The following is a 22,614-nucleotide window of genomic DNA, read 5'->3' on the forward strand; positions in this document are numbered from 1 at the left end:
ATGACAGCCACCGTGATGACGAGCGCGTCGCAGGAGGAATACTCCCCTTCAACGAAGCTCATCGTACACCGTGCAGACGCAGCCGCCAGAGGTGCGAGCGAAATGGTGGATCGGGCACCCGACCCGGGGTGTTGCGCCGCGTCGCCGCGGCTTACGGCGTGGGCACCAGCGGGTAGCCGTTGAGCAGCGTCACGGCGAATCCGGCATCGCCGCTCGGCCGCAGGATGCTGAGCGCCAGGTTCCCGATGTGGGGTGCCTGGGCGCCGAGGACCGCGGTCAGCACGAGACGGATGACGCTGCCGTGGCAGACGATGAGCGTGTCGTCCGCGGGGTGCGCCGCGGCGACCTCACGGATTGCGGCGAGGGACCGCTCGACGACGACCTCACGGGGCTCGACGCTCGGGTGATCGAGCGGACGCCGTGTTCCGTCAGGCATCCAATACTTCTCGCCCTCGAGCACGCCGAAGCTGCGCTCGATGACGCCGGGCAGCAGGGTCGGCGCGCCGAGCCCGGTGCCCTCACTGATGATCTCGGCGGTGACCCTGGCGCGGGTGAGGGGAGAACTGTAGAGGCGGCTCCACCCTTGGTTCACGAGCAGCCCGGCCGCGTCGCTGGCTTGGTCGAGTCCCCGCGAGTTCAGCGGGATGTCGGTGGCGCCCTGCAAGAGGCCGGTCGCGTTCCACTCGGTTTCGCCGTGACGGATGAGGCCGATGCGCATAGTGCTCCGTTCGAGTTTCAGGCCGCGCGGGCGAGCAATCGACCGCTGGCTGAGTGATCAGCACCCATCGTCTCAGAGCGCTGACTACGCTTGGCACATGGCTGAACGCACTCCCTGGTCACTGTCCGGCGCTCTGCGCGGCATGTTCGGCAGGCAGAAGATCGACGAGACGACGTGGGACGACCTCGAGGAAGCGCTGATCACGGCTGACTTCGGGCCCGACATCACCGACGAGATCGTCGAGCAACTGCGCGACCAGGTGGCGAGGTTCCACACTGAGGACCCGAAGGACCTCAAGCGCATGCTGCGCGAGCTCATCGAGGAGCGCCTCTCGAAGTTCGACACGACGCTCAACCTTCGGGAGCGACCCGCCGTGACGCTGGTCGTTGGCGTGAACGGCGTCGGCAAGACCACGACCATCGGCAAGTTCGCCAACTTCCTCCGCATCAACGGGCGCACCGTGGTGGTAGCCGCGGCGGACACGTTCCGTGCCGCGGCGGTGGAGCAGCTCGCGACGTGGGCACAACGCGCGGGCGCGGGCATCGTGCGCCCCCAGCAGCACGGCCAGGACCCGGCCTCGGTCGCCTACCAGGCGGTGGAGATCGCCATGCGTGAGGGCCTCGAGATGGTCGTCATCGACACGGCGGGCCGACTGCAGACAAAGAGCGGGCTCATGGACGAGCTCTCGAAGGTCCGACGCGTCATCGAGAAGCTCGCACCCGTCTCCGAGGTGCTGCTCGTGCTCGATGCGACGACCGGGCAGAACGGAGTTATGCAGGCCGAGGCGTTCATCCAGCACGCCGGCGTGACGGGGCTGGTCGTCACCAAGCTCGACGGGTCCGCGAAGGGCGGGTTCGTGCTCGCCGTTCAGGAGCGCACGGGCCTGCCGATCAAGCTCATCGGGCAGGGTGAGGGCATCAACGACCTCGCTGGCTTCACGCCCCACGTCTTCGCGGAGAAGCTCGTCGGCTGAGCGCCTGCGCTGAGCCAGCGCCGACCCGATGCCTCCGCCACGCCTGCGCCACTGGCGGCACGTGGGCCGCCCATCCCGTTGTCGGCGGTGAGGAGTACGCTTCAGGCCTCGCGTCGAGGAGGTCGCTCATGTTGTCGGATGCCCTGTTCGTGTTCCTCGCGTATGCGCTCTCGGTGGTGCTGGCCGGCAGCGGCGGCGTCTTCTACGCGGTCGGTTCCGTGCCGGCGAACTCGTGGCCCGTCAAGGGCTTCGCCCTGGTCAGCATCATCGTCGCCGGCCTGCTCGTGTGCACGGCGTTCCCCTCGCTCACCTGGATCGGGGTGATCTACGCGCTCGTCGCCGTCGCGTCAGGTGCCGTCTCGTGCGCGCTTCGCTGGAAGACCCTGCCGGTGTTCCATGACCAGCCTCTGTCCGAGCTGCTCCGGATCGAGCTGCTGCGCCCGTCGATCCTGCGGCGTCTGGCTGCAGAGCCAGGGGCACGTCCGCGATCGGACGACGCCGAACGGCCACGCGACGCCCACAACCGCTAGCGCCCTGGACTTTCCCATGGCGCGAGACAATCCGATCAGTTCTCCGCGGTGGGGAAGCAAACGGCGCCCGCGACGGTTGCCTGCCCCGTGACCCGCCAGCAACGCCAGATCCTCGTCATCGCGATCCTCGCCTCCTTCGTCGCCTTCCTCGACGGCTCGGTGACCAACGTCGCCCTGCCCGCCATGGTCGCCGAGCTGGGCGGTGGCCTCGGCACGCAGCAGTGGATCGTCGACGCGTACCTCATCACGCTCGGCTCGCTCATCCTGCTCGCGGGTTCACTCTCCGACGTGTTCGGGCGCATCTCCGTGCTCCGCTTCGGGCTCATCGGCTTCGGCGTCACGAGCGTCGCGATCGCCCTCGCGCCGACGCCAGAGTTTGTCATCGTGGCCCGCGCGCTGCAGGGCGTCGCCGGGGCGCTCCTCGTGCCCAGCTCGCTGGCGCTCATCATCTCCGCGTTCCGGGACGCCGCCCAGGCCAAGGCGATCGGCGTCTGGACGGCGTGGACCGGCGCCGCCTTCCTGGCTGGCCCCTTCCTTGGCGGGCTCGCGGCCGACTACCTGACCTGGCGGCTCGTCTTCGGCGTGAACGTCGTCCCCATCCTCGTGACCCTGTGGATGTTGCGCCGCCTCGACGCGGGCTTCGACGCACCGTCCGGCGGCCGCATCGATGTCCTGGGCGCGGTCCTCGGCTTCCTCGGCCTCGGGGGACCCGTCTTCGCGCTCATCGAGCAGGGCAACTACGGCTGGGGGAGTCCGGTCGTGCTGCTGCCGCTTGTACTCGGACTCCTGAGCTTCGCCGCGTTCCTTTTCTGGCAGGCGCGCGCACCGCAGCCCATGCTCCCGCTCGGGCTATTCCGCATCCGCAACTTCTGGACTGGCAACATCGCGACGGTCTTCATCTACGGGGCGCTGTCGCTCGGCGGCTTCGTGCTCGCCATCTTCCTGCAGCAGGTCGCAGGCTTCAGCGCGACCTTCGCCGCCCTCGCCACCCTGCCCATGTCGATCGCGAACGTCGCGCTCTCCTCGTGGTTCGGCTCGCTGAGCGGCAAGTTCGGGCCACGCATCTTCATGACGCTCGGCCCTATCCTCGCGGGAGTCGGCACGCTCCTCTACTCGGGTCTCGGCGCAGAGGTGAACTATTGGACCCAGGTGCTGCCCGGTGTGCTCGTGTTTGCGCTCGGGCTGTCGATGACGGTCGCGCCGCTCACCTCGGCCATCCTCGGTTCTGTGCCCGCGGCGCAGTCGGGCATCGGCTCCGCGACGAACAACGCCATCTCCCGGGTCGCCGGCCTTGTCGCCATCGCGATGATCGGCGTCATCGCCGGGGGAGCGATCGACGTCGACAGCTACCAGCCGCTCATGGTCGTCACCGCTGGCCTCTTCTTCGCAGGCGCCCTGACCTCGTGGCTCGGCATCCGGAACGTGGCGACCACGACCACGACGGTGAGCTGACGAACCGCACCATCACCACATCGTGAGCTTCTCGGGGACGAGCACGATCCAGACGTCGGTGATCTTCCCCCGAGCGGTGCCGACGTTCAGCACGGCCTCCAGGCCCGAGCGATTCCGGACCACCAGGCAGGCGCCGTCGGCCGAGGACGACCGCTCGAAGATGATGTCGTGACGCCTCGCCGCGATCCCTAGGAGAAAACGCGCGACGTTGTCGGCACCCACCACGGGACGTCGCGCGATTCCGCGCATCCCGTTGCCGTCGGAGCGCAGCTTTGCGCCCGCGACGAGGATGCGCGTGAGGGCGTCGAGGTCTCCGCTCTGCGTGGCGAGGGCGAAGGCCTCGACGAGCTGGTCGTGCTCGTGCAGGCGAGCCGCCCGTGAGGTGGCGGCGGACGCTCCCGATGACGTCGCGACGCCATCGCCGGGGTGCCAGGCGCCGCGGTGCGCGAGGCGGCGCCGGGCCGAGACCGCCAGCTGCCTGCAGGCATCGACAGACCTGTCCAGCGCCTCTGCCACCTCGGCGAACGGCACGGCGAAGACCTCGCGCAGCACGAACACGACACGCTCCGCGGGGGTGAGCGATTCAAGCACCACGAGCAGCGCGGTGCTCACCGACTCGGCCAGGACCGCCGCGCGTTCGGGATCGACCGCCTCGGGAGCCTGCGGCAGCGCCGACGCGGGCAGTGGCTCAGGCAGCCACTCGCCGACGTAGTGCTCGCGGGTCCGCCTGGCGGAGCCGAGCACGTCCAGGCAGATGCGGCTCACGACCCGCGTCAGCCAGGCGGCGGGCACGCGAACCTCGGCCTGCTGGTGTGCCGACATCGACAGGAACCGAGCGAAGCCCTCCTGCACGGCGTCCTCGGCCTCGGCGCGCGTCCCGAGCATCCGGAACGCCATCGCCTCGAGCCGGCTCCGTTCAGCGTCGAGCTCGTGAACTCGGGTGTCGGTGTCGTCCACGCGGGGCCTTCCGTTCGTTGGAAATCGGGCGCGTCCGCGACGGCGGATGCGCGCGAACGAGGAGCATCTGGCTTCCACCTCACTTTCGCGCATCCTGGTTCGTCATGGAAGTGACCGCCGAACACGAAGCGGCGGCGTCGGACGAGGCCGCCGGACCGAAGAGCAGAGGAGTAGCGGATGAAGATCGCAATCGCTGGAGGCACTGGGTGCGTTGGACGCCTCGTGGTCGAGCAGGCGCGCACGCGCGGACACGAGATCGTCGTACTCACGCGGTCCAATGGCGTCGACCTCATGACGGGCCATGGCGCCGAGACGGCGCTCGCGGGGGTCGACGCCGTCATCGACGTGCTCAACCTGTCCACGATGGACCGAGACCGGGCCGTGTCGTTCTACGGCACGACCTCGGCGGTGCTGCTCGAGGCCGAACGGAAGGCGGGAGTCACGCACCACGTCGCGCTCTCCATCGTCGGCATCGACACCTCGCCCTCCGGATACTACGAGGGCAAGCTCGCGCAGGAGCGTGCAGTGAAAGCGGGCGAGGTGCCGTGGACGATCCTGCGGGCAACCCAGTTCCACGAGTTCGCGCCGCAGATGCTCGCTACCCTCCGCAAGGGACCGATCGCCCCGATTCCCGTCATGGTGACGCAGCCCGTCGCGGCCGCTGAGGTCGCGGCCAAGCTCCTCGACCTCGCGGAGGGCCAGCCCCGCCGTGACACCCTGCAGCTCGCGGGGCCCGCTCGCGAGCGACTCGTCGACATGGTGCGCAGCTACGGTCGAGCTACGGGAGCAAACGTGCTGTACGTGCCGCTCAGGCTGCCCGGCGCATCCATGGTCGCCATGCGAGACGGCACGCTGCTTCCGACCGGCACGTACGAGACGGGGCGCGAGAGCTACGCGGAATGGCTCCGTCGGGTCACGTCACGCTGAGCGTGAACTCGAGCAGGGTGTCGTCGCCGGCGCGCGGCGATCCCCGCCCATCGGTGTTGTTCGTGAGCACAAGGAGCGTGCCCGAGGACGTCACGACGGCGTCGCGCAGTCGGCCGAATTCGTCGACGTAGAGCGCCTCATCCGTCGCCTCGGACGCCTCGGGAATCGCGATCCGCCAGAGGCGCTCGCCACCGAGTCCGGCCATGAAGAGCGTGTCGCGCGTGAACGTGAGGCCGCTCGGGCTCGCCTCGCCGGTCGGCCACTGCAGGACGGGGTTGAGGAAGGCGGGGTCGCTGCCCTGCCCCTCAACGGCGGGCCACCCGTAGTTACCGCCCGGCTCGATCTTGTTGAGCTCATCCCACGTGTTCTGCCCGAACTCGCTCGCCCACAGCCCTCCGGCGCCGTCGAAGGCGAGCCCCTGCGGGTTGCGGTGTCCCATCGAGTAGACCAGGTTGCCAAAGGGGTTGTCAGCGACCGGCGACCCGTCGAGCTCCATGCGGAGGATCTTGCCGTTGAGCGAGTTCTGGTCCTGCGAGAGCTGCGTCTGGGAGGCGTCACCCGTCGAGGCGTAGAGGTAGCCGTCTGGGCCGATCGCGAGCCGCCCGCCGTTGTGGTTGCTGGCCTTCGCGATGCCATCGACGATGACCTCTGGGGCGCCGACGCCGAGGCCGCCCTCCCAGGAGACCGGGAAGCGCACGATGCGGTTGTCCGAGGCCGCCGTGTAGAAGGCATAGAGCCACTGCTCGTCGTCGTCGCTCGTGCCAGCGAGCGCGAGACCGAGCAGGCCCCCCTCGCCGCCGGCCTCGACCTCCTCGATCGTCGTCACGACCCGGTTCGCGCTCGAACCGTCTGCGGACACCTCGAGGATCTGGCCGGAGTCGCGTTCACTGACCAGGAAGTCCCCGGTCTCGAGCTCGACGACCGACCACGGGGCCACGAGTCCCGTCGTGACGACCCTGGGGGCACCGCTTGCGGTGACGGGACCCGCCTCTTGTGGTGGTGTCGTGGACGTCGTGGACGGTGCAGGCGAGCCGGTGGCCTGCGCTGCGGACGGCGGCGCCTCCGTTGCCGGGGGATCGGCGGGCGCGGCACCTGTCGAGCAGCCCGAGAGCGTGAGGGCCGCGGCGGCGGCGAGGGCGGTCAGGGAAGCGGTGCGCGTGCGCATGATGGCGACCAATCGTTCGACGACGGATGCCGACAGTCAAGCTGAGCAGGCTGGGCTGCGGCTCCGTGCGGCGAGGGCTGACGTGCGCTGCCCTGAGAAAGCTGCCGCTAGTTCGTGAGGAGCAGGATCCCCAGGAGCGCCTGGGCGATGCCGATGATCAGCGCGGCGAGGACGAGCACCGCGTGCACCGTGAGGAAGCGGGTGGGGCGGCCGTTCGCGTCGCGGGCGCGCGGGTCATTGGACACCCGGCGGTAGAAGGACGGCCAGACGACGACGTTGAAGACGGCGCCGACGAGCAGCGCGATGCTTGCGAGGAGGACCATGCCGCCAAGCCTATTCGCGGGGCGGTACCCCGTCGTGCGGCCGTGGCTGCTCGCCCCGCCGGGTCTGGTCGATCGAGAGGGCCTCGCTCGCGGAGCTCTGTCGGCGCGCGAGCGCGACGTAGCCAGCCGCGTGAGGGATGAACGCGGCGCTCTCTTCGGCCGTCAGCTCGCGGCGGACCTTCGCGGGCAGGCCGGCCGCGAGCACTCGGTCGGGAATGCTCGCGCCCTCGAGGACGACGGCTCCCGCGGCGACGAGCGAGCCCGCTCCGATGACGGATCGCGACAGGCAGGCGGCCTTCATGCCGATCAGGGAGCCGTCGGCGATCGTCGTTCCGTGCAGCAGCGCCTGGTGGCCGGCCGTGACGTCGTCGCCGATGATCGTGTCCACGTCATGCTCGACGTGGACCACGGTGCCGTCCTGCAGGTTCGACCTGGCCCCGATGATGATGCGGCCACCCACATCCGCCCGCAGCACGCATCCATACCAGACCGAGGAATCAGGCCCGATTTCCACGTCGCCGATGATGACGGCGCCCGGCGCGATCCAGGCGGATTCGTGGATGCGTGGCGTCTTGCCCTCGAAGGGGAGGATGAGCGGCGAGGCGATGGTCATGCTCCGATGATCGCAGTTGCGTCGCGCCCTGGCCACCTCGCACCCCGCAGCTCGCCACCTCGGCTAAAATGGGCGGACTATGGCCATTTTCGGGAACCTCTCTGACCGGCTGACGCAGACGCTCGCCGGCCTCCGCTCCAAGGGCAAGCTCACGCCCGCCGATGTCGACGGCACCGTTCGCGAGATCCGTCGCGCGCTGCTCGAAGCCGACGTCGCGCTCCCCGTGGTCAAGGACTTCGCCGCGCACGTGCGCGAGCGTGCCCTCGGCGACGAGGTCAACCGCGCCCTCAATCCCGCGCAGCAGGTCGTGCAGATCGTCAACGAGGAGCTCGTGCGCATCCTCGGCGGCGACTCCCGCCAGATCGAGTTCGCCAAGCAGCCGCCGACGATCATCATGCTCGCCGGTCTTCAGGGTGCAGGAAAGACGACGCTCGCCGGCAAGCTCGCGAAGCGCCTCGCCGGCGAGAAGCACACGCCGCTGCTGGTCGCCGCCGACCTCCAGCGCCCGAACGCAGTGACGCAGCTGCAGGTCGTCGGCCAGCAGGCCGGAGTGCAGGTGTACGCGCCGGAGCCAGGCAACGGCGTCGGAGACCCCGTGCGCGTCGCGAAGGACGCGGTCCGCTTCGCAACTGACAAGCTGCACGACGTCGTGATCATCGACACGGCCGGGCGCCTCGGCGTCGACCAGGAGCTCATGAAGCAGGCGGCCGACATCCGTCGCGCGACGAACCCGGACGAAGTGCTGTTCGTGATCGATGCGATGATCGGTCAGGACGCCGTCGCGACGGCTAAGGCCTTCCAGGAAGGCGTCGACTTCACCGGCGTCGTGCTGTCGAAGCTCGACGGCGACGCCCGCGGTGGCGCGGCCCTCTCGGTGGCACAGCTCACCGGGCGTCCCATCATGTACGCGTCGACCGGTGAGGGGCTCGACGACTTCGAGGTCTTCCACCCCGACCGCATGGCCAAGCGCATCCTCGACATGGGTGACATCCTCAGCCTCATCGAGCAGGCCCAGAAGGCCTTCGACGAGCAAGAGGCGATGGAGATCGCCGGCAAGCTGGCGACCGAGAGCTTCACGCTCGACGACTTCCTGAAGCAGATGCAGCAGCTTCGCAAGGCCGGCAACTTCAAGAAGATGATGGGCATGCTCCCCGGCATGGGCCAGATGAAGGAGGCGCTCGAGAACTTCGACGAGCGCGAGTTGGTGCGCACCGAGGCGATCATCCAGTCGATGACGAAGGCGGAGCGGCAGAACCCGAAGCTGCTCAACGGCTCGCGTCGCGCCCGCATCGCGCGCGGCTCGGGGCGCACCGTCACCGACGTCAACGAGCTCGTCAAGCGCTTCGAGCAGGCGGCGAAGATGATGAAGACCGTCGCTCGCGGCGGAACCCCCCAGATCCCTGGCATGGGACCCATCCCCGGACAGCACGGCGGGCGCAAGGCCGCGGCCAAGGGCGGCAAGAAGAAGCAGCAGGGCAAGCGCAGCGGCAACCCCGCGAAGCGCGCGCAGCAGGCCATCGAAGAGGCCGCGGCTCCGAAGCGGCCAGGCGGGGCGTTCGGCGGTGCGGGCTTCGGGCGCCCAGCGGGCGGCGACGGGCAGCCAAGCGAGGCTGAGCTCGAGCAGCTGCAGAAGTACCTGGGCCGGGGCTGAGCTCTTCCCGACGCAGTCGGGCGCACGACGACCCCACGGAGGGGCGCATCCAAGTTGGACGGATGCGCCCCTCCGCTCGTCTCTGCTGGTCGCTGCTCGTCGGTGCTGGTCGCTGCTCGTCGCCTGAGCGAGCTCTAGACCAAGGGGCGCATCCACCAGTGCGGTGGATGCGCCCCTCCAGTGCTGCGCTCGGTTCGCGCTACTCAGCCTTCCTCAGGCGTCGCGTGAGCAGCAGGGCGGCACCGGCCGTGAGCAGGAGGCCTGCACCGATCGCAAGTGCCGGTGCGAAGCCTTCAGCGCCCGTCGTCGCGAGGCCGCCACCGTGTGTTGGCGGCGTCGTGGCGGTCGCGGTCGGGCTGGCGCTCGGCGGCGTCGTCGTCGGAACCGGGGGAACGACTGTCGCGGTCGGCGTGGCGGTGGGCGTCGGCGTTGCGGTTGGTGTCGGTGTGGCCGTCTCGGTCGGGGTCGTCGTCGGCGTGGGCGTCACGACCGTGTCGCTCACGGTGATGGTGACCGTCGCGACCTCACTGTCCAGCGAGCCGTCGTTCGTGGAGAAGGTGAAGCTGGTCTCGCCCTCGAAGCCCTCGTCTGGCGTGAACGTGAGGTTCGCGCCTTCGCCGGTCAGGGTCCCGTTCTCGGGCTGGGTGAGCACGGTGTAGGTCAGCGGGTCATCTTCCGCGTCGGAGCCGGTGAGGGTGATCTCGAGCGCGGTGTCGATGTCGGTCGAGAGTGTCTGCGAGTCGGCGGTCGGCGCGGTGTTCGAGCGGAAGCTGCCCGCCTGGATGAGGACGGCCGAGTCGTAGCTCGAGTCGCCGCGGTCGGCGATGACGAGCTTGATGTGGTTGGTCTCGCCCTGGGTGACCGGAGCGGAGAGGCCGAGCACCGTCGTCAGTCCGTCGAGTCCGGTGTCGTAGGCGTTGGAGTCGACGGGGTTGTCTCGGTAGAGCCCGGTGTTGCGGAGGTGGTTGATGTTGTTGATCGCGACGGCGGTCTGCGTGCCGTCTGCGTCGAACGTCGCGTAGTTGGTGCCGTTGACGAAGAACGCGAACACGTCGTTGTAGCTGGAGTCGACGAACTCCTGGTACTCCTCCGAGCCGAACACGTACGAGAACGCGATGCTGTCCTCCGTCGGCACGAAGTCGAACTCGAGCACTGCGGCGTCGCGAGTCGACCCGCCGACGATCGCGTCGAGGTCTCCGTCACCCGGCAGGCCGTGCGAGGTGCTCGTGGAGCCATCGGTGTTCGGGCCGAGCAGCGCGCCGCCCTCGCCCGCTTCCCCGGTCGTGAGCACAACACCGCTCTCGACGCCGAGGTCGGTGAATCCTGAGTAGGTGCCGGATGCGGTCGGCGCGCCGGTGTAGGTGATGTTCGAGACGACGGTTTCATCGCCGACGAGGGACGTGACGAGGTCCTCGGCGGTCTGTGTCGAGAGGTCGGTCACCGTCTGCCCGGGCGAAGCGGCGGCGGTGCCGACTCCGACTCCGAGAAACAGGACCGAGGTTGCCGCTGCGGCGAGGGTCGTGCGCACACGCATGGGGTCTCCAATGGGTCGTGGGTCGGGCTGATGCTAAGCCTCGAGTTCGCCGCAAATCAAGCGAATGGTGAGGAACTCGACGTAGCATTTCGCGCCGTGACGCCGGGTGTGTGCCTGGTGTGGCTCGTGTGAAGGACCGCCACTCCGCTCGGGTCAGCGGATGCAAGCGCTGAGGCAGGTACGCTTGTCACGTCATCCAGTCGTCTGAGGAGTGCGCCATTGAGCAATGAAGCTGCGACAACGGGCGAGGCCAGGCTCCCACTCGGGCTCTTCGTCGGCATTGACCGTTCGAGCCCAGTGCCCCTGTATCACCAGGTCTCGGAGCGCATTGAGAAGGCGATCCGAGACGACACGCTGCCAGCGGGGTCGAAGCTCGAGAACGAGATCTCGCTCGGCCACCGGCTCGGCCTCTCGCGACCGACGGTTCGCCGTGCGATCCAGGAGCTCGTCGACAAGGGCTTGCTGGTGCGCCGTCGGGGTGTCGGGACGCAGGTCGTCCACGGGCCGGTGACGCGCAACGTCGAACTCACGAGTCTCTACGAGGACCTCGAGCGCTCAGCGCAGAAGCCGACGACCACGCTGCTCTCGCGTCGGGTCGAGGCCGCGAGCGCAGAGCTGGCCGAGACGCTCGGCATCGAGGTCGGGAGCCCGACGCTCCACATCTCTCGCCTTCGCAGCGCCGACGGCGTGCCGCTCGCAATTCTTGACAACGTCCTTCCTGAGCCGTTTGTCGAGCTCACGGAGGACGAGCTCGTCGAGCATGGCCTCTATCAGCTCCTGCGAGCGAGGGGCGTGACGATGCGAATCGCTAAGCAGCGCATCGGGGCGAGGGCAGCCTCACGCGAGGAAGAGCGCCTGCTCGACCTCTCGGGCGGTGCCGCCGTGCTGACCATGTCCCGCGTCGCGTTCGATGCGACGGGTCGCGCGGTCGAATACGGGCGTCACTGCTACCGCCCTGATCTCTATACGTTCGAGATCACACTCGTCGAGCGCTGACTCGCGGTCCGCTCTGCTGCTCCGCTCTCCATTGTCCGCTCGGCACTGACACAACGAACGCCCGCGGCTCGGCCGCGGGCGTTCGTCGTCGACCAGCTGGGTCGAGGCGTGTGCGCTAGGCGCGGTTCGGGACCGCGAGCTCGCCGGTCAGGTACTGGGCGCGGCCGAAGCCGAAGGTCCAGTCTTCAGGTCCGTTCTCCACGTAGCCGATGAAGACGTCGTTGCCTTCGATGCCCTGTTCGCCAAGGGCCCCGGCGATGCGCGCGTAGAGTGCCTGCTTCGCCTCCGTGGTGCGTCCTCGCTGCGTGAAGATCTGGATCATGACGACGTCTGATGAGCGGTCGAAGCCGAGCCCCGCATCTTGCGCGATGATCTGTCCGCCCTGGTGCTCGGTGATGATCTGGAAACGGTCGCGCGCGGGGATGCCGTACTCCGCGACGATGGCGTCGTGAATGGCGTCGGCGATGGACGAGATCTGCTCGGGGGTGCGGCCGGCGTTGACGTCGATGCGTACGAGAGGCATGGTGCGATGTCCTTGGGTCGAAGGGAGGTCGTTGTCTGTGCACCAGCGTACCGCTAAAAGTCCTAATGTCCTAACAATTGAAGAGGTCTCCGCGAACCACGAAGGGCCGCATCCGGGTGGATGCGGCCCAGGTGGCCGGGCGGGAAGCTCTCGCAGAAGAGTCCAGCCCAAGTCTGAGCTCAGCGCGACGCAGTGAGCGCGGCGTCGGCGTCGGTGAGTACCTTCGCGGCCACCTCGAGGCCCTCGATGCGGCCCAGTGAGGTGTCCTCGTGCTCGATGTTGACCCACATCTCAGGGTCGACCTCGTAGAGCGCGCGCAGGAACTCCGTCCAGAACTCCGTGTCGTGGCCGCGCCCGAGGGCGACGAAGTCCCATGCCGAATCCTTCGGCCACTCGTTTGCCCACTCGTCGCCACCAAGGTTGGTGCGCGGCTCGTCGGCGGAGAGCTTGCGGAACCGGTTGTCGAGCACGCCGTAGAGGGCGGCCGCGGGGTTGACGCGCACATCCTTCGCGGCCGCGTGGAACACCCACTTACCGAGGTCGCGCACGACCGCCACGGGGTCCATCTGTTGCCAGAACAGGTGCGAGGCGTCGAGTTCGACGCCGATGTTCGTCGTTCCCGCGCGCTCGATCAGCTCGCGGAAGTTGGCCGGGTTGAAGGCCACGTTCTGCGGGTGCAGCTCGAGCGCGACCTTCACGCCGTGCTCGCGCGCCAACTCGTCGATCTCGGCCCAGAACTTCGCGGCAACGTCGAGCTGGTAGTCGATGACATCGAGTGCCGCCGAGTTCCACGCGTTGACGACCCAGTTCACGGTGGTCGCACCTGGCTCGCCGCCCGGCAGGCCGGACATCGTCACGACCCGGTCCTGGCCTAGTCGTGCCGCGAGGCGGATCGATCGGCGGATGTCCTCGGCGTGCTTCTCGCCGATGGCCGGGTCCGGGTGCAGCGGGTTGCCGTTGCAGTTGAGGCCGGCGATCTCGACGCCGGTGCCCTCGAACTGCGCGAGGAACGCATCCCGCGCCTCGTCGCTCTCGAGGATCTCGTCGAAGTTTGGGATGTGCGTCGCCGGGAGGAAGCCGCCCGAGTTGAGCTCGATGCCCGTGAGCCCGAGGTCTGCGATGACCTTGATCGCCTCTGGGAGGCTGCGGTCGTGGAGGATCGCGTTGTAGACGCCGAGACGCATCATGCACCTGCCTTCGCGGAGATCGTGTTCGAGGAGTCGATGGTCACGGTGGCGCCGCCAGCGGCGGCCGACTCGGCGACGGCGCCGAGCAGTTCCATGTTGTGGATGCCTTCAGCGAAGGTCGCGCAGCGGGGGAGTGCCTGGTCTTCCGGCACTCCCGCGACCTCTTCGAGGAAGGAGCGCGCCTGGTACGCGAAAGCGTCGTTCTGGCCGAAACCGACGCTCGGCGCATCCATGGCCAGGCCGCCCCCGATGTAGGGGTGCTCCGGTCCGAGGATGACCTGGCGGTACCCGTTTTGCGCGCCTTCGCCGGTCTTGAGGAACAGCTCGATCTCGGCGGGGCGGCGCTGGTCGAAGCGGGCCGCACCGTTTTCGCAGAAGACCTCGAAGATGAGGCTGTTGGCGTGACCCGGGGCGACGCGGGAGACTTCGAAGCCGCCGACACCGTGCTCGAACTTCGCCGAGAAGGCCGCGTAGTCGTCGTTCTCGACCGGTTCGTAGGTGTCGCTGACGGCCGCGTGGTCGTGGCCGAGCACCGCGCCGAGGGGCAGTGGTCGCTCGGTGATGACGGTGCTGAGTCGTCCGCCGCTGATCTCCTGGATGTCGCCGCAGAGGAACTCGGCGACGTAGGCGAGGTGGCTGCCGACGTCGGCGAGCGCGCCGGTGCCCGCGCCGCCCTTGAATCGCCAGCTCATGGGTGCGGTGGGGCTGGATGCGTAGTCGGTCCAGTAGCGGCCGCTGAAGTGGAGGACCTCGCCGAGCGTGCCGTCCTGAATGAGCTGGCGAATGTAGGCGATGCCGGGGGTGCGGCGGAACGTGAAGCCCACTCGGGCGATCGAGTCGGCGCGGTCGGCGGCTTCAGCCATCGCGTACGCATCTTCGATGGAGTCGCTGAGTGGCTTCTCGCAGAGCACGTGCTTGCCGGCTGCTAGCAGGCCTTCGACGACCTCGCGGTGCAGGGAGTTCGCGATGACGACGCTCACGACGTCGATGTCGTCGGCGGCGGCGATAGCCTGCCACGACGAATCGGTGCGTTCGTAGCCGAAGCGCTTGGCTGCGAGGGCGCCGAACTCGGGGTTGACGTCTCCGATGGAGACGAGGCGGATCTCCGGCAGCGTCGGGCTGTAGAGGGTGGATGCGACGCGGTAGGCAGCGGCGTGCGCGCGCCCGGCCATTCCTGCGCCGATGACGGCGACGCCCAGTGGCTTGGACATTGGTTCTCCGGTGTTCTGTGAGGGCTGTGGTGGGTGAGCGCAGGCGACCGACGACGGTGTTGGAGCGCTACACTGGAACGTAGGTCATGAGGTAATGTCCTGTCAAACACAATCTCCCGGAGTGTCGAATGTCACCCTCTTCTCGTCAGGCTCGCCCGACGATCTACGACGTCGCCGATCGGGCAGGCGTCTCGAAGTCGCTGGTCTCTCTGGTGCTCCAGAACTCGCCTCGGGTCAGCGATGCGAAGCGGGCGGCCGTGCGCACCGCCATACGGGAGCTCGGCTACCTGCCGAGCCGAGCCGCCACCGCGCTCGCCGGCAATCGGACCAAGGCGATCGGCGTCATGATCGACGACTTCAGGAACCCGTGGTTCGTCGATCTGCTCGAGGGCATGCAGGAGGTGCTCGACGCGCCCGGCTTCCACGTCACCGTTGCGGATGCCAACCTCAACGCGCACCTGGAGCAGTCACCCGTCAGTGGCTTCCTGGCGGCGGGGGTCGAGGGTCTCGTGATCGGCGGCGACGTGGATGCGGTTCCGTCGGAGGGGTTCCCCGTGCCGACCGTCGTCGCAGGCAACCGTGCGACGGTTCCTGCGGGTGCCGACCTCGTCGCCAATGACGATGAGGCTGGTGCCCGGCTCGCCGTCCAGCATCTGCTGGCGCTTGGCCACACAGAAATCGGACACGTGACCGGGAGTGGCCGCGCCGCCGAGCTCCGGCGAACGGCCTACGAGGGTGCCATGCTGCGGGCGGGCCTCGAGCCCCGCGTGGTGGGCGGCGAGCGTGCCACCGATGAGCAGGAGGGGCGTCGAGCCTCGCGTGCCCTCTTCGAGCGCTGGCCGAACTGCACGGCCGTGTTCGCGGCCAACGACGTCATGGCGCTGGGGGTACTCGGGACCCTGGGTCAGCGTGGGATGCGGGTGCCTCAAGACGTGTCGGTCATCGGCTACGACGACTCTCACGTTGCCGGCGCCGACCACCTGTCGCTGACCTCGGTCGACGATCGAAGTGCCGATGTCGGCCGTGCGGCCGCTGAGCTGCTCCTCGCTCGCATCGAGAAACGGCGTCCTGCTTCCCGGGAAGCGGAGGATTCAGCTGCCGACGGCCCGATACGGACGCTCATCCAGCCGTCGCTCACGGTGCGAGGGTCCACTGGCGCGCGGAGACGGGGCGTCTGAGGCGGGCAATCGGTGGGGTCAGTGACCTCACCGGTCGCGTCGCGCTCCGGCTTCCGGCTCGAACGCGAGCACGATGGGCTCCTCCCACCCCTGCTCGGCGTAGGCGCCGAACACGCTCTCGCGCAGCTCCTCGACCTTGTCGGCCGGGTGCAGCACGAAGACGGATCCGCCCAGTCCGGTTCCCGTCATCCGAGCGCTCGCGGCCCCGAGGTAGTTCGCCAACTCGACCGTGAAGTCGATCCGCTCGGTCGAGACTTCGAAGTCGTCGCGAAGCGAGGCCTGGGAGGCGGCGAGCAGGTGATTGCGTTCTTCCGGCGACTCGCCGGTGCGCATGAGCTTGGTGAACTCCAGCGTGCGCGCGATCTCGGACACGACGTGGCGTGCGCGACGGAAGACGACCTCGTCGAGCGTGTCCGCTGCCGCGTCGAGCTCTGCCGGGCGCACTTCCCTGAGGGTCTGGTAGCCGAGGGCGCTCGCCGCGCGCGCACAGTCGTCGGCCCGCGCCGCGAACTCCGCCGACCAGTTCCGGTGCGACTCCCTGGTGTCGATGAGCACTCGGGCGAGGCCGGATTCCGCCGCACCTGGGGCCGGAAGTATCGAGACGTCCGAGCCGCGTGCGTCGAAGAAAACGTCCTCGTCGGCGCGTGCGGCATGCACGGTGATGTGGTCGCTCAATCCGCTTGGCGCCCCGACGATCTCCGCTTCGGTCTGCCTGCCGATCTCGGCGAGCTCCTCGACGTTCATGCCGAGGCCCCAGAAGTCGTTCAGTGCCGTGCTGATGGTCGCGCACACCGACGCGGAGGAGGCGAGTCCGGCGCCGATGGGGACGTCGGTCGTGAGGAAGATCTCGAGGCCAGTCCCGAGGAAGAAGGGCACTCCGGGGTCCGTCTCATCGCCGTCGCCGCGGGTGCCCTCCGGTGGGTTCTCACGGGCGAAGCGGAGCATGCTGGCGATCGCCCCGAGGGGGTACGCGCGCCAATCGCGGGTCGGAATTTCCGACGAGATTGACCTCAGGTCGGTGACGGCTTCCTCGGTCGACAGGTCGGTGACGATGCGGATGCGCCCGTCGTCTCGCGGGGCGATCGCCGCGCTCGAGCGGAGCGGGATTGCGCAGGCATAGCCAACGCCATCCTGCAGGTCGGTGTGGTCACCCATGATGCTGACCCGGCCTGGCGCCGACCAGACCCCAAGGGGTTCGCGTTCGAACGCGGCCCTGAAGCCCTCGCAGACGATCGTCGTCAGGTCTCTGCTCATCTCGCCACCGTTTCTCAGGCCTGGGCGATGGTCGTCCGCCCCTGTGCATGCGCAGGGCGATTCTAATGAGCGCGTCCTGAACGACCGCCGAAACTCCCGCATCCAGGCCTCCCATCTGGTCGGTGACAGTGGAGCGTGCTATGGTCGTGAGCTTGTGGGTCCTATTTCCCACGATCGTCGTACCGTTTGTTGTTCGAGGCCCCTCATACCTGCCTCGGCACGATTTCACGAGTTGCGGCGAACGGGCACATTCGCCCGCATCATCGCCGCAAGAGCGCAGCACACGAGTGTTGTGCGTTCTCTGCGTGCCGATTGAAAGGCAAGACCTCCATATGACGGAAACAACCGCAACATTCGCCGAGCTCGGCGTCCCCAAGTCACTCGTGAGCGTGCTCGACGCAGCAGGCAAGCACGAGGCATTCCCCATCCAGCAGTCGACCCTGCCGAGCACGCTCGCGGGTCGCGACGTCCTTGGCCGCGGCAAGACGGGCTCCGGCAAGACGCTCGCGTTCGCGATCCCGCTCGTCGCCCGCCTCGCTGGCGCCGTCTCAGGTGGCAAGCGCCGCCCGGGCCGCCCGCTTGGCCTCGTGCTGCTCCCGACCCGCGAGCTCGCCACACAGGTCGCCGCAGTCATCGAGCCCCTGGCCAAGGCCGCGGGCCTCACCGTGACCACGGTCTTCGGCGGCGTCTCGCAGCGACCGCAGGAGACAGCGTTCCGGAACGGCGTCGACATCGTCGTGGCCTGCCCCGGTCGCCTCGACGACCTCATGAAGCAGCGCATCGTGAACCTCGACGCCATCGAGGTCACCGTGCTCGACGAGGCCGACCACATGGCTGACCTCGGCTTCCTGCCCGTTGTCACGCGCATCATGAACGCAACGCCCCAGAACGGGCAGCGTCTGCTCTTCTCGGCCACGCTCGACAACGGCGTGGACAAGCTCGTCAAGAAGTTCCTGAACGACCCGATCCTGCACTCGGTCGACGAGTCGAACTCACACGTCGCGGCCATGACGCACCACGTGTACGAGGCGGAGACGCCGGAAGCGAAGACCGCGCTCGTCCACGCGCTCGCAAGCGGCAAGGGGCGCCGCATCATGTTCATGCGCACCAAGCACCAGGCGAAGAAGCTCGCGAAGCAGCTCACCGCTGCGGGCATCCCCGCCGTTGACCTGCACGGCAACCTGTCCCAGAACGCGCGCGACCGCAACCTCGCCGCGTTCTCCGGTGGCGAGGTCAACGTGCTCGTCGCGACCGACGTGGCCGCACGAGGCGTGCACGTCGACGCCATCGAGCTGGTCGTGCACGTCGACCCGCCCGCAGAGCACAAGGCGTACCTGCACCGCTCCGGCCGCACGGCCCGCGCGGGCTCCGAGGGTGACGTCGTCACGCTCATGCTCCCGAGCCAGCGCAAGGACACGGAGCAGCTGCTCCGACGCGCCAAGATCGGCGTGACCCCGCAGCGCGCGAGCGTCACCTCGCCGTTCGTGACCGAGCTCATCGGCGAGGTCGCACCGACCGTGCGCCCAGTCCCGGGCGGCCCCGGATCGGGCAACGCCGAGGCCAACCAGGGTCGCGGAACCTCCCAGGGTGCCAATGCTCGCCGCAAGCGCGACAACGCCTCCGCGCGCGGCGGCTCGCCTCGTGGCGGTTCGACGGGCGGCGGTCGTGGCCGCGGCGCCTCGTCGCAGACGTCCTCGACCTCCGCATCGCGTCCCGCACGTGCACAGGGTGGCGAAGGCGCGGCTCAGGGCCAGCGCCGTGGCGAGGGGCGCCCGCGTCGTGCGGGCACCTCGTCGGCAGTGGCTCCGTCGCGCGGCGGCGAGCGCGGCTCACGTCGCGCCAGCTGGTCGTCCGGCCAGTAGTCAGCGCTGCAGCGTCAGCATCCCAGAACGGGCGGTCCGAGCACTTCGGGCCGCCCGTTCGGCGTCTGAACGCTCCACCCGCCTCTTCCACCCGCCTTCTCTCCCGGCCTCGCCGCGTGCATCCACACGAAGGATGCAGCTTCGTCGGCAGATGAGCCTGCTTGCCTCGTGTGGATGCACTCGTCAGGGGAGCGGAGCGGCGAGCAGGTGCGCCGTGAGCGCGTCGAGGTGAGCTCGAACGGCGTCCGGGCCCTCGGCTTGGAGGAGGCGCACGTAGTCTTCATGCTCGTCTGCGAGGCCCTCCGCACCGTAGTGCTCGTGCGCTCCCGCCAGCAAGAGACGGACTTCACTCTCGAGGGCGCGCGCCGCCTCGCTGATCCTTGGGCTCCCGGCGGCGTCGATGACCGCTTGGTGCACGGCCGCATGCGCGGTCTCGAGCAGGCGCCAGGAGTCGGCGTCGGTGGCCTCGAGCGCTCGCAGGCGCGCGATGCGTGCGAGGATGGGCGCCAGCACCTCGACGGACCAGCCGTGTGGGTACGTCTCGTTCAGGATGCGCACGGCCTCCGATTCGAGGGCGCAGCGCAGGTCCTGCATCGCGCGGATCTCGGCGGCGTCGAGCTTCGTGACCTGCACGCCCTTGTACGGGGCTGCGTGAACGAGGCGCTCAGCGGAGAGCGCGGCCAGGGCCGTGCGCACCGTGTGCCGCGAGAGCCCGAACTCCGAGGCCAGATGCTCTTCGCGCAACGCCTCGCCTCTGGCGTAGGTGCCTTCGAGGATCCGGTCCCGAAGCGTCGCGGCCAGGAGTGACGCCGCGGTCGGTCGGCGCGCGCCGCCGGAGGTGCCCGCGCGGCCGGAGGTGCCCGCGCGGCTCATCGTTCGCGTCCCGCGTCCGGTGCCGCCGGATGCGCGGGGAGGCGTTCCGAAGGGGCGGACCGCCCAGCCGCGGATCGCGCAGCCCCGGATCGTGCAGCCTTCGGACCGCGCCGCAGGGCGCCCGTCGACCCCAGCACCAGCACGACGATGCCCGCCGCGAGCACTGCGAGCCCGAACGACTCGAGCGTCTGCAGCTGTTCGCGCAGGAGGAGGAGACCGAGGATGCTCGCGGTCAGCGGCTCGGCGAGGGTCAGCGTCGAGACCGTCGCGGCCTGCAGGCGTGCGAGGCCCGCACCAAAGCAGAGGTAGGCGATCGTCGTCGTGACGAGGCCGAGCCAGGCGGCGGTCGCGAGTCCGGCCGGGGTGAGCATCCACTCGGCACCGCTCGCCAGCAGGAGCGGAATGCTTACAACGCCCGCGACGCCGAAGACCGTGCCCATCGTGGCGTCGGAGCTCCAGCCGCGGTTCATGAGCGCCTTCGCCGAGAGGGTGTAGAGGCTGTAGCTCGCGCCCGCGCCGATCGACGCGGCGATACCGCCGAGCTGCGCGCCGCCGGCCCCGCCCGAGCCGGCAGCGGCGATAAGGGCAACGCCGAGGACGGCGATGGCCGTTGCGACACCCCAGCTGAGGCCGGGGAATCGTCGCTCCAGCGCCCACTGCAGGAGCCCGGTCAGCACGGGCGCCGAGCCGAGCGCGAGTACCGTGCCGACGGCGACGCCGCTCCCGGCGGTACCGGCGAAGAAGAGCGGCTGGTAGAGCAGCACTCCGAGGGCGCCGAGCGCAACCAGACCGAGTGAGGCACGACCTGCACCCCGCGTGTGAACGAGCTGGGCTGTCCCCGGGACGAACGCGCGGACGCGGCGTCGTCGCTGCGCGGCGACGAGCGCCCAGGCGCCGAGGAGCGTTCCGCCGACCGCGAGCCGGGCGGCTCCGAGCAAGAACGCGCTCACCTCTGGCGCGCCGAGGGCCTGCGCGGTACCGGTCGTGCCGAAGCACACCGCCGCGAAGAGCACAAGAAGGAGAGGCATCACGCGAAGATTGTTACACAATCCGGGAGCGGGTGTGGCGAGACGACAACGAGCGATGGGCTCGGTCTGAGAGGCCGAGCCCATCGCTCGTTGAGCAGCGTGGCGAGTTACTTCTTCGCGCTCGGAAGGAAGATCGCCCCGGTCGTGACGTCTTCGTCCAGCGCCTCCAGCGTGCGACCGCGAGTTTCCGGGATCTGCGTCGCCACGAAGATCAGCGCGACCACATTCAGCGCCCCAAACAGGAAGAAGGTTCCGGTGATGCCCATGCCGTCGACGAGCGAGGGGAAGTACAGCGACAGGAAGCCGTTCGCGACCCAGAGGAAGAAGATCGAGACGCCCATGCCGATGCCGCGCATGTGCAGCGGGAACACCTCAGACAGGTAGACCCACACGGCCACATTGAGGAACGTCTGCATCGACCCGACGAACGCGACGACGAGGAACAGGATGACCCAGGGGCGCAGCGGGTTGCCGACCTCGAGGAGCATCGAGGACAGTCCGATGAGCAGGTGGCAAACAGTCGTCAGCGTGAAGCCGATGATGAAGGTCTTGCGGCGGTCGAACTTGTCCATGTACGAGAGGGCGATGAACGCACCGATCACCGCGATGACGCCCGGCGCAATGTTGGCGATGAGGGCCGCGCTCGAGTCGAAGCCGGACTCGATGAGCACGATCTGCCCGTAGTACATGATCGAGTTGATGCCCGTGAGCTGCTGCGCGACGCCGAGGCCGATGCCGATGAGCAGGATGCGGAGGAGCCACTTGTTCTTGAGGATGGCCGCGAAGCCGACCTGCTTCTCGTTCCCCTCTTCGATGGCGACCTTCTCGACCTGGGCGAGCTCCGCTTCGGCGCGTTCGGGGGAGCGGATCGTCTTGAGTACCTCGAGCGCCTCGGCGTCGCGGCCCTTCTCGACGAGCCAGCGGGGCGACTCGGGCATGCGGAGCATGCCGAAGAAGAGGCAGATGGCCGGGATGGCGCAGATCGCGAACATGATGCGCCAAACCCCGTCAAGGTGCCCCAGCGTGTTGCCGAGGATGGCGTTGATGACAAACGCGGAAAGCTGACCGATAACGATCGCCGCCTCGTTGCGGCCGGAGATGGAGCCTCGGATCTCGTACGGTGCAAGTTCCGCGAGGAAGACCGGGACCACGGTAGAAGCGCCGCCAACGGCAAGGCCAAGGAGGATGCGCCCGACGACGAGCACCTCGAAATTCGGCGTGAAGACCACGACGAGCGTGCCGAGGAAGAAGAGCACCGCGAGCAGGATGATCGTCTTGCGGCGGCCCCAGCTGTCGGAGAGTCGACCGCAGAAGATGGCGCCGAGGGCGGCCGCGAACACCAGGGAGCTGGTGACGACGCCCTCGGTGAAGGGGGTGAGGCCGAGCTCTGCGGTCATCGGGTTCAGGGCCCCGTTGATGACACCGGTGTCATAACCAAAGAGGAGGCCGCCGAAGCAGGCGACGATCGAGATCAGCCCGAGCCGCGAGCGGTGGGGGCCTGCGGTGAGCGGCGGAAGTGATTTCTCGGCAGTGTTCCCTGCCGGGTGCGATGAGGCCATTCTGGACGTCCTTGTCATGGATGCTGCGGGGTTGTGCGAGGTGCTGCGAGGTGCGTCTTCTGCGAACGCATGTCTTGATGGTAACCAAAAAATGACGTGA

At 68.6% G+C, this 22,614-nt stretch carries 21 protein-coding genes; 8 read left to right on the forward strand and 13 right to left on the reverse strand.

Annotation, left to right across the window (positions count from 1 at the left end; all coding sequences use genetic code 11):
- Positions 1-151: 151 nt before the first annotated feature.
- On the reverse strand, positions 152-718 hold the full coding sequence (locus ACPYN9_RS13775; protein WP_424467112.1) for a histidine phosphatase family protein: 567 nt from the start codon (positions 716-718) through the stop codon (positions 152-154).
- Positions 719-815: 97 nt separating this feature from the next.
- On the opposite strand from ACPYN9_RS13775, the gene ftsY reads away from it, so the two are divergent.
- From ftsY to ACPYN9_RS13790, 3 genes are all read left to right on the forward strand, one after another.
- Positions 816-1,691 (forward strand): signal recognition particle-docking protein FtsY, encoded by an 876-nt coding sequence (gene ftsY, locus ACPYN9_RS13780; RefSeq protein ID WP_424467113.1) that lies wholly within the window; start codon positions 816-818, stop codon positions 1,689-1,691.
- Positions 1,692-1,819: 128 nt separating this feature from the next.
- Positions 1,820-2,221 (forward strand): hypothetical protein, encoded by a 402-nt coding sequence (locus ACPYN9_RS13785; protein WP_424467114.1) that lies wholly within the window; start codon positions 1,820-1,822, stop codon positions 2,219-2,221.
- Between the two features lie 87 nt (positions 2,222-2,308).
- A complete protein-coding gene (locus ACPYN9_RS13790) occupies positions 2,309-3,673 on the forward strand; it encodes an MFS transporter (protein WP_424467115.1) in 1,365 nt (454 codons plus the stop codon).
- A 12-nt stretch (positions 3,674-3,685) separates the two neighbouring features.
- On the opposite strand, the gene ACPYN9_RS13795 is transcribed toward ACPYN9_RS13790, so the two are convergent.
- The gene (locus tag ACPYN9_RS13795; protein WP_424467116.1) at positions 3,686-4,630 is read right to left on the reverse strand and encodes a sigma-70 family RNA polymerase sigma factor; all 945 of its coding nucleotides are present in this window, start codon (positions 4,628-4,630) and stop codon (positions 3,686-3,688) included.
- Positions 4,631-4,807: 177 nt separating this feature from the next.
- Between ACPYN9_RS13795 and ACPYN9_RS13800 the strand changes: the two genes are divergently transcribed.
- Positions 4,808-5,557 (forward strand): SDR family oxidoreductase, encoded by a 750-nt coding sequence (locus tag ACPYN9_RS13800; protein WP_424467117.1) that lies wholly within the window; start codon positions 4,808-4,810, stop codon positions 5,555-5,557.
- Here ACPYN9_RS13800 and ACPYN9_RS13805 read toward each other — a convergent pair.
- From ACPYN9_RS13805 to ACPYN9_RS13815, 3 genes are all read right to left on the reverse strand, one after another.
- Positions 5,544-6,722, reverse strand: coding sequence for a PQQ-dependent sugar dehydrogenase (locus ACPYN9_RS13805; RefSeq protein WP_424467118.1), 1,179 nt, complete (start codon positions 6,720-6,722; stop codon positions 5,544-5,546). The genes ACPYN9_RS13800 and ACPYN9_RS13805 overlap by 14 nt on opposite strands.
- A gap of 107 nt (positions 6,723-6,829) precedes the next feature.
- Positions 6,830-7,045, reverse strand: a complete 216-nt coding sequence (locus ACPYN9_RS13810) for an SCO4848 family membrane protein (RefSeq protein WP_424467119.1) — start codon at positions 7,043-7,045, stop codon at positions 6,830-6,832.
- A 10-nt stretch (positions 7,046-7,055) separates the two neighbouring features.
- A complete protein-coding gene (locus ACPYN9_RS13815; RefSeq protein WP_424467120.1) occupies positions 7,056-7,658 on the reverse strand; it encodes a gamma carbonic anhydrase family protein in 603 nt (200 codons plus the stop codon).
- 79 nt (positions 7,659-7,737) lie between these two features.
- Here ACPYN9_RS13815 and ffh point away from each other — a divergent pair, with 79 nt between their 5' ends.
- The gene (gene ffh / locus ACPYN9_RS13820) at positions 7,738-9,309 is read left to right on the forward strand and encodes a signal recognition particle protein (protein WP_424467121.1); all 1,572 of its coding nucleotides are present in this window, start codon (positions 7,738-7,740) and stop codon (positions 9,307-9,309) included.
- 199 nt (positions 9,310-9,508) lie between these two features.
- Here ffh and ACPYN9_RS13825 read toward each other — a convergent pair whose 3' ends face one another.
- Complete coding sequence (locus ACPYN9_RS13825) at positions 9,509-10,843, reverse strand: choice-of-anchor L domain-containing protein (RefSeq protein ID WP_424467122.1); 1,335 nt, start codon at positions 10,841-10,843, stop codon at positions 9,509-9,511.
- Positions 10,844-11,062: 219 nt separating this feature from the next.
- Between ACPYN9_RS13825 and ACPYN9_RS13830 the strand changes: the two genes are divergently transcribed.
- Positions 11,063-11,839 carry a GntR family transcriptional regulator gene (locus tag ACPYN9_RS13830; protein ID WP_424467123.1) on the forward strand — a complete coding sequence of 259 codons (777 nt, stop codon included), beginning with the start codon at positions 11,063-11,065 and terminating at the stop codon, positions 11,837-11,839.
- A 115-nt stretch (positions 11,840-11,954) separates the two neighbouring features.
- Here the strand turns inward: ACPYN9_RS13830 and ACPYN9_RS13835 are convergent, their stop codons facing one another.
- From ACPYN9_RS13835 to ACPYN9_RS13845, 3 genes are all read right to left on the reverse strand, one after another.
- A complete protein-coding gene (locus ACPYN9_RS13835) occupies positions 11,955-12,362 on the reverse strand; it encodes a tautomerase family protein (RefSeq protein WP_424467124.1) in 408 nt (135 codons plus the stop codon).
- Between the two features lie 179 nt (positions 12,363-12,541).
- Complete coding sequence (locus ACPYN9_RS13840; RefSeq protein ID WP_424467137.1) at positions 12,542-13,546, reverse strand: sugar phosphate isomerase/epimerase family protein; 1,005 nt, start codon at positions 13,544-13,546, stop codon at positions 12,542-12,544.
- On the reverse strand, positions 13,546-14,760 hold the full coding sequence (locus tag ACPYN9_RS13845) for a Gfo/Idh/MocA family protein (protein ID WP_424467125.1): 1,215 nt from the start codon (positions 14,758-14,760) through the stop codon (positions 13,546-13,548). The genes ACPYN9_RS13840 and ACPYN9_RS13845 overlap by 1 nt, the downstream gene beginning before the upstream one ends.
- A gap of 128 nt (positions 14,761-14,888) precedes the next feature.
- Here ACPYN9_RS13845 and ACPYN9_RS13850 point away from each other — a divergent pair, with 128 nt between their 5' ends.
- A complete protein-coding gene (locus tag ACPYN9_RS13850) occupies positions 14,889-15,938 on the forward strand; it encodes a LacI family DNA-binding transcriptional regulator (RefSeq protein ID WP_424467126.1) in 1,050 nt (349 codons plus the stop codon).
- A gap of 27 nt (positions 15,939-15,965) precedes the next feature.
- Here ACPYN9_RS13850 and ACPYN9_RS13855 read toward each other — a convergent pair whose 3' ends face one another.
- Positions 15,966-17,192, reverse strand: a complete 1,227-nt coding sequence (locus ACPYN9_RS13855; protein WP_424467127.1) for a galactokinase — start codon at positions 17,190-17,192, stop codon at positions 15,966-15,968.
- Positions 17,193-17,524: 332 nt separating this feature from the next.
- Between ACPYN9_RS13855 and ACPYN9_RS13860 the strand changes: the two genes are divergently transcribed.
- A complete protein-coding gene (locus ACPYN9_RS13860; RefSeq protein ID WP_424467128.1) occupies positions 17,525-19,054 on the forward strand; it encodes a DEAD/DEAH box helicase in 1,530 nt (509 codons plus the stop codon).
- Between the two features lie 183 nt (positions 19,055-19,237).
- Here the strand turns inward: ACPYN9_RS13860 and ACPYN9_RS13865 are convergent, their stop codons facing one another.
- The 3 genes from ACPYN9_RS13865 to ACPYN9_RS13875 all read right to left on the reverse strand — a co-directional run bounded on the left by ACPYN9_RS13865 (position 19,238) and on the right by ACPYN9_RS13875 (position 22,532).
- Positions 19,238-19,927: a GntR family transcriptional regulator gene (locus tag ACPYN9_RS13865; protein ID WP_424467129.1), complete on the reverse strand. Its 690-nt coding sequence runs from the start codon at positions 19,925-19,927 to the stop codon at positions 19,238-19,240.
- Positions 19,924-20,955 (reverse strand): DMT family transporter, encoded by a 1,032-nt coding sequence (locus ACPYN9_RS13870; protein WP_424467138.1) that lies wholly within the window; start codon positions 20,953-20,955, stop codon positions 19,924-19,926. Before ACPYN9_RS13870 ends, ACPYN9_RS13865 begins: the two co-directional genes overlap by 4 nt.
- A gap of 107 nt (positions 20,956-21,062) precedes the next feature.
- The gene (locus ACPYN9_RS13875; protein WP_424467130.1) at positions 21,063-22,532 is read right to left on the reverse strand and encodes a sugar porter family MFS transporter; all 1,470 of its coding nucleotides are present in this window, start codon (positions 22,530-22,532) and stop codon (positions 21,063-21,065) included.
- Positions 22,533-22,614: the final 82 nt, after the last annotated feature.

The sequence above is a fragment of the Pseudoclavibacter helvolus genome, from assembly GCF_049707175.1.
In the GTDB taxonomy this organism is placed as follows: Bacteria; Actinomycetota; Actinomycetes; order Actinomycetales; family Microbacteriaceae; genus Pseudoclavibacter; species Pseudoclavibacter helvolus_A.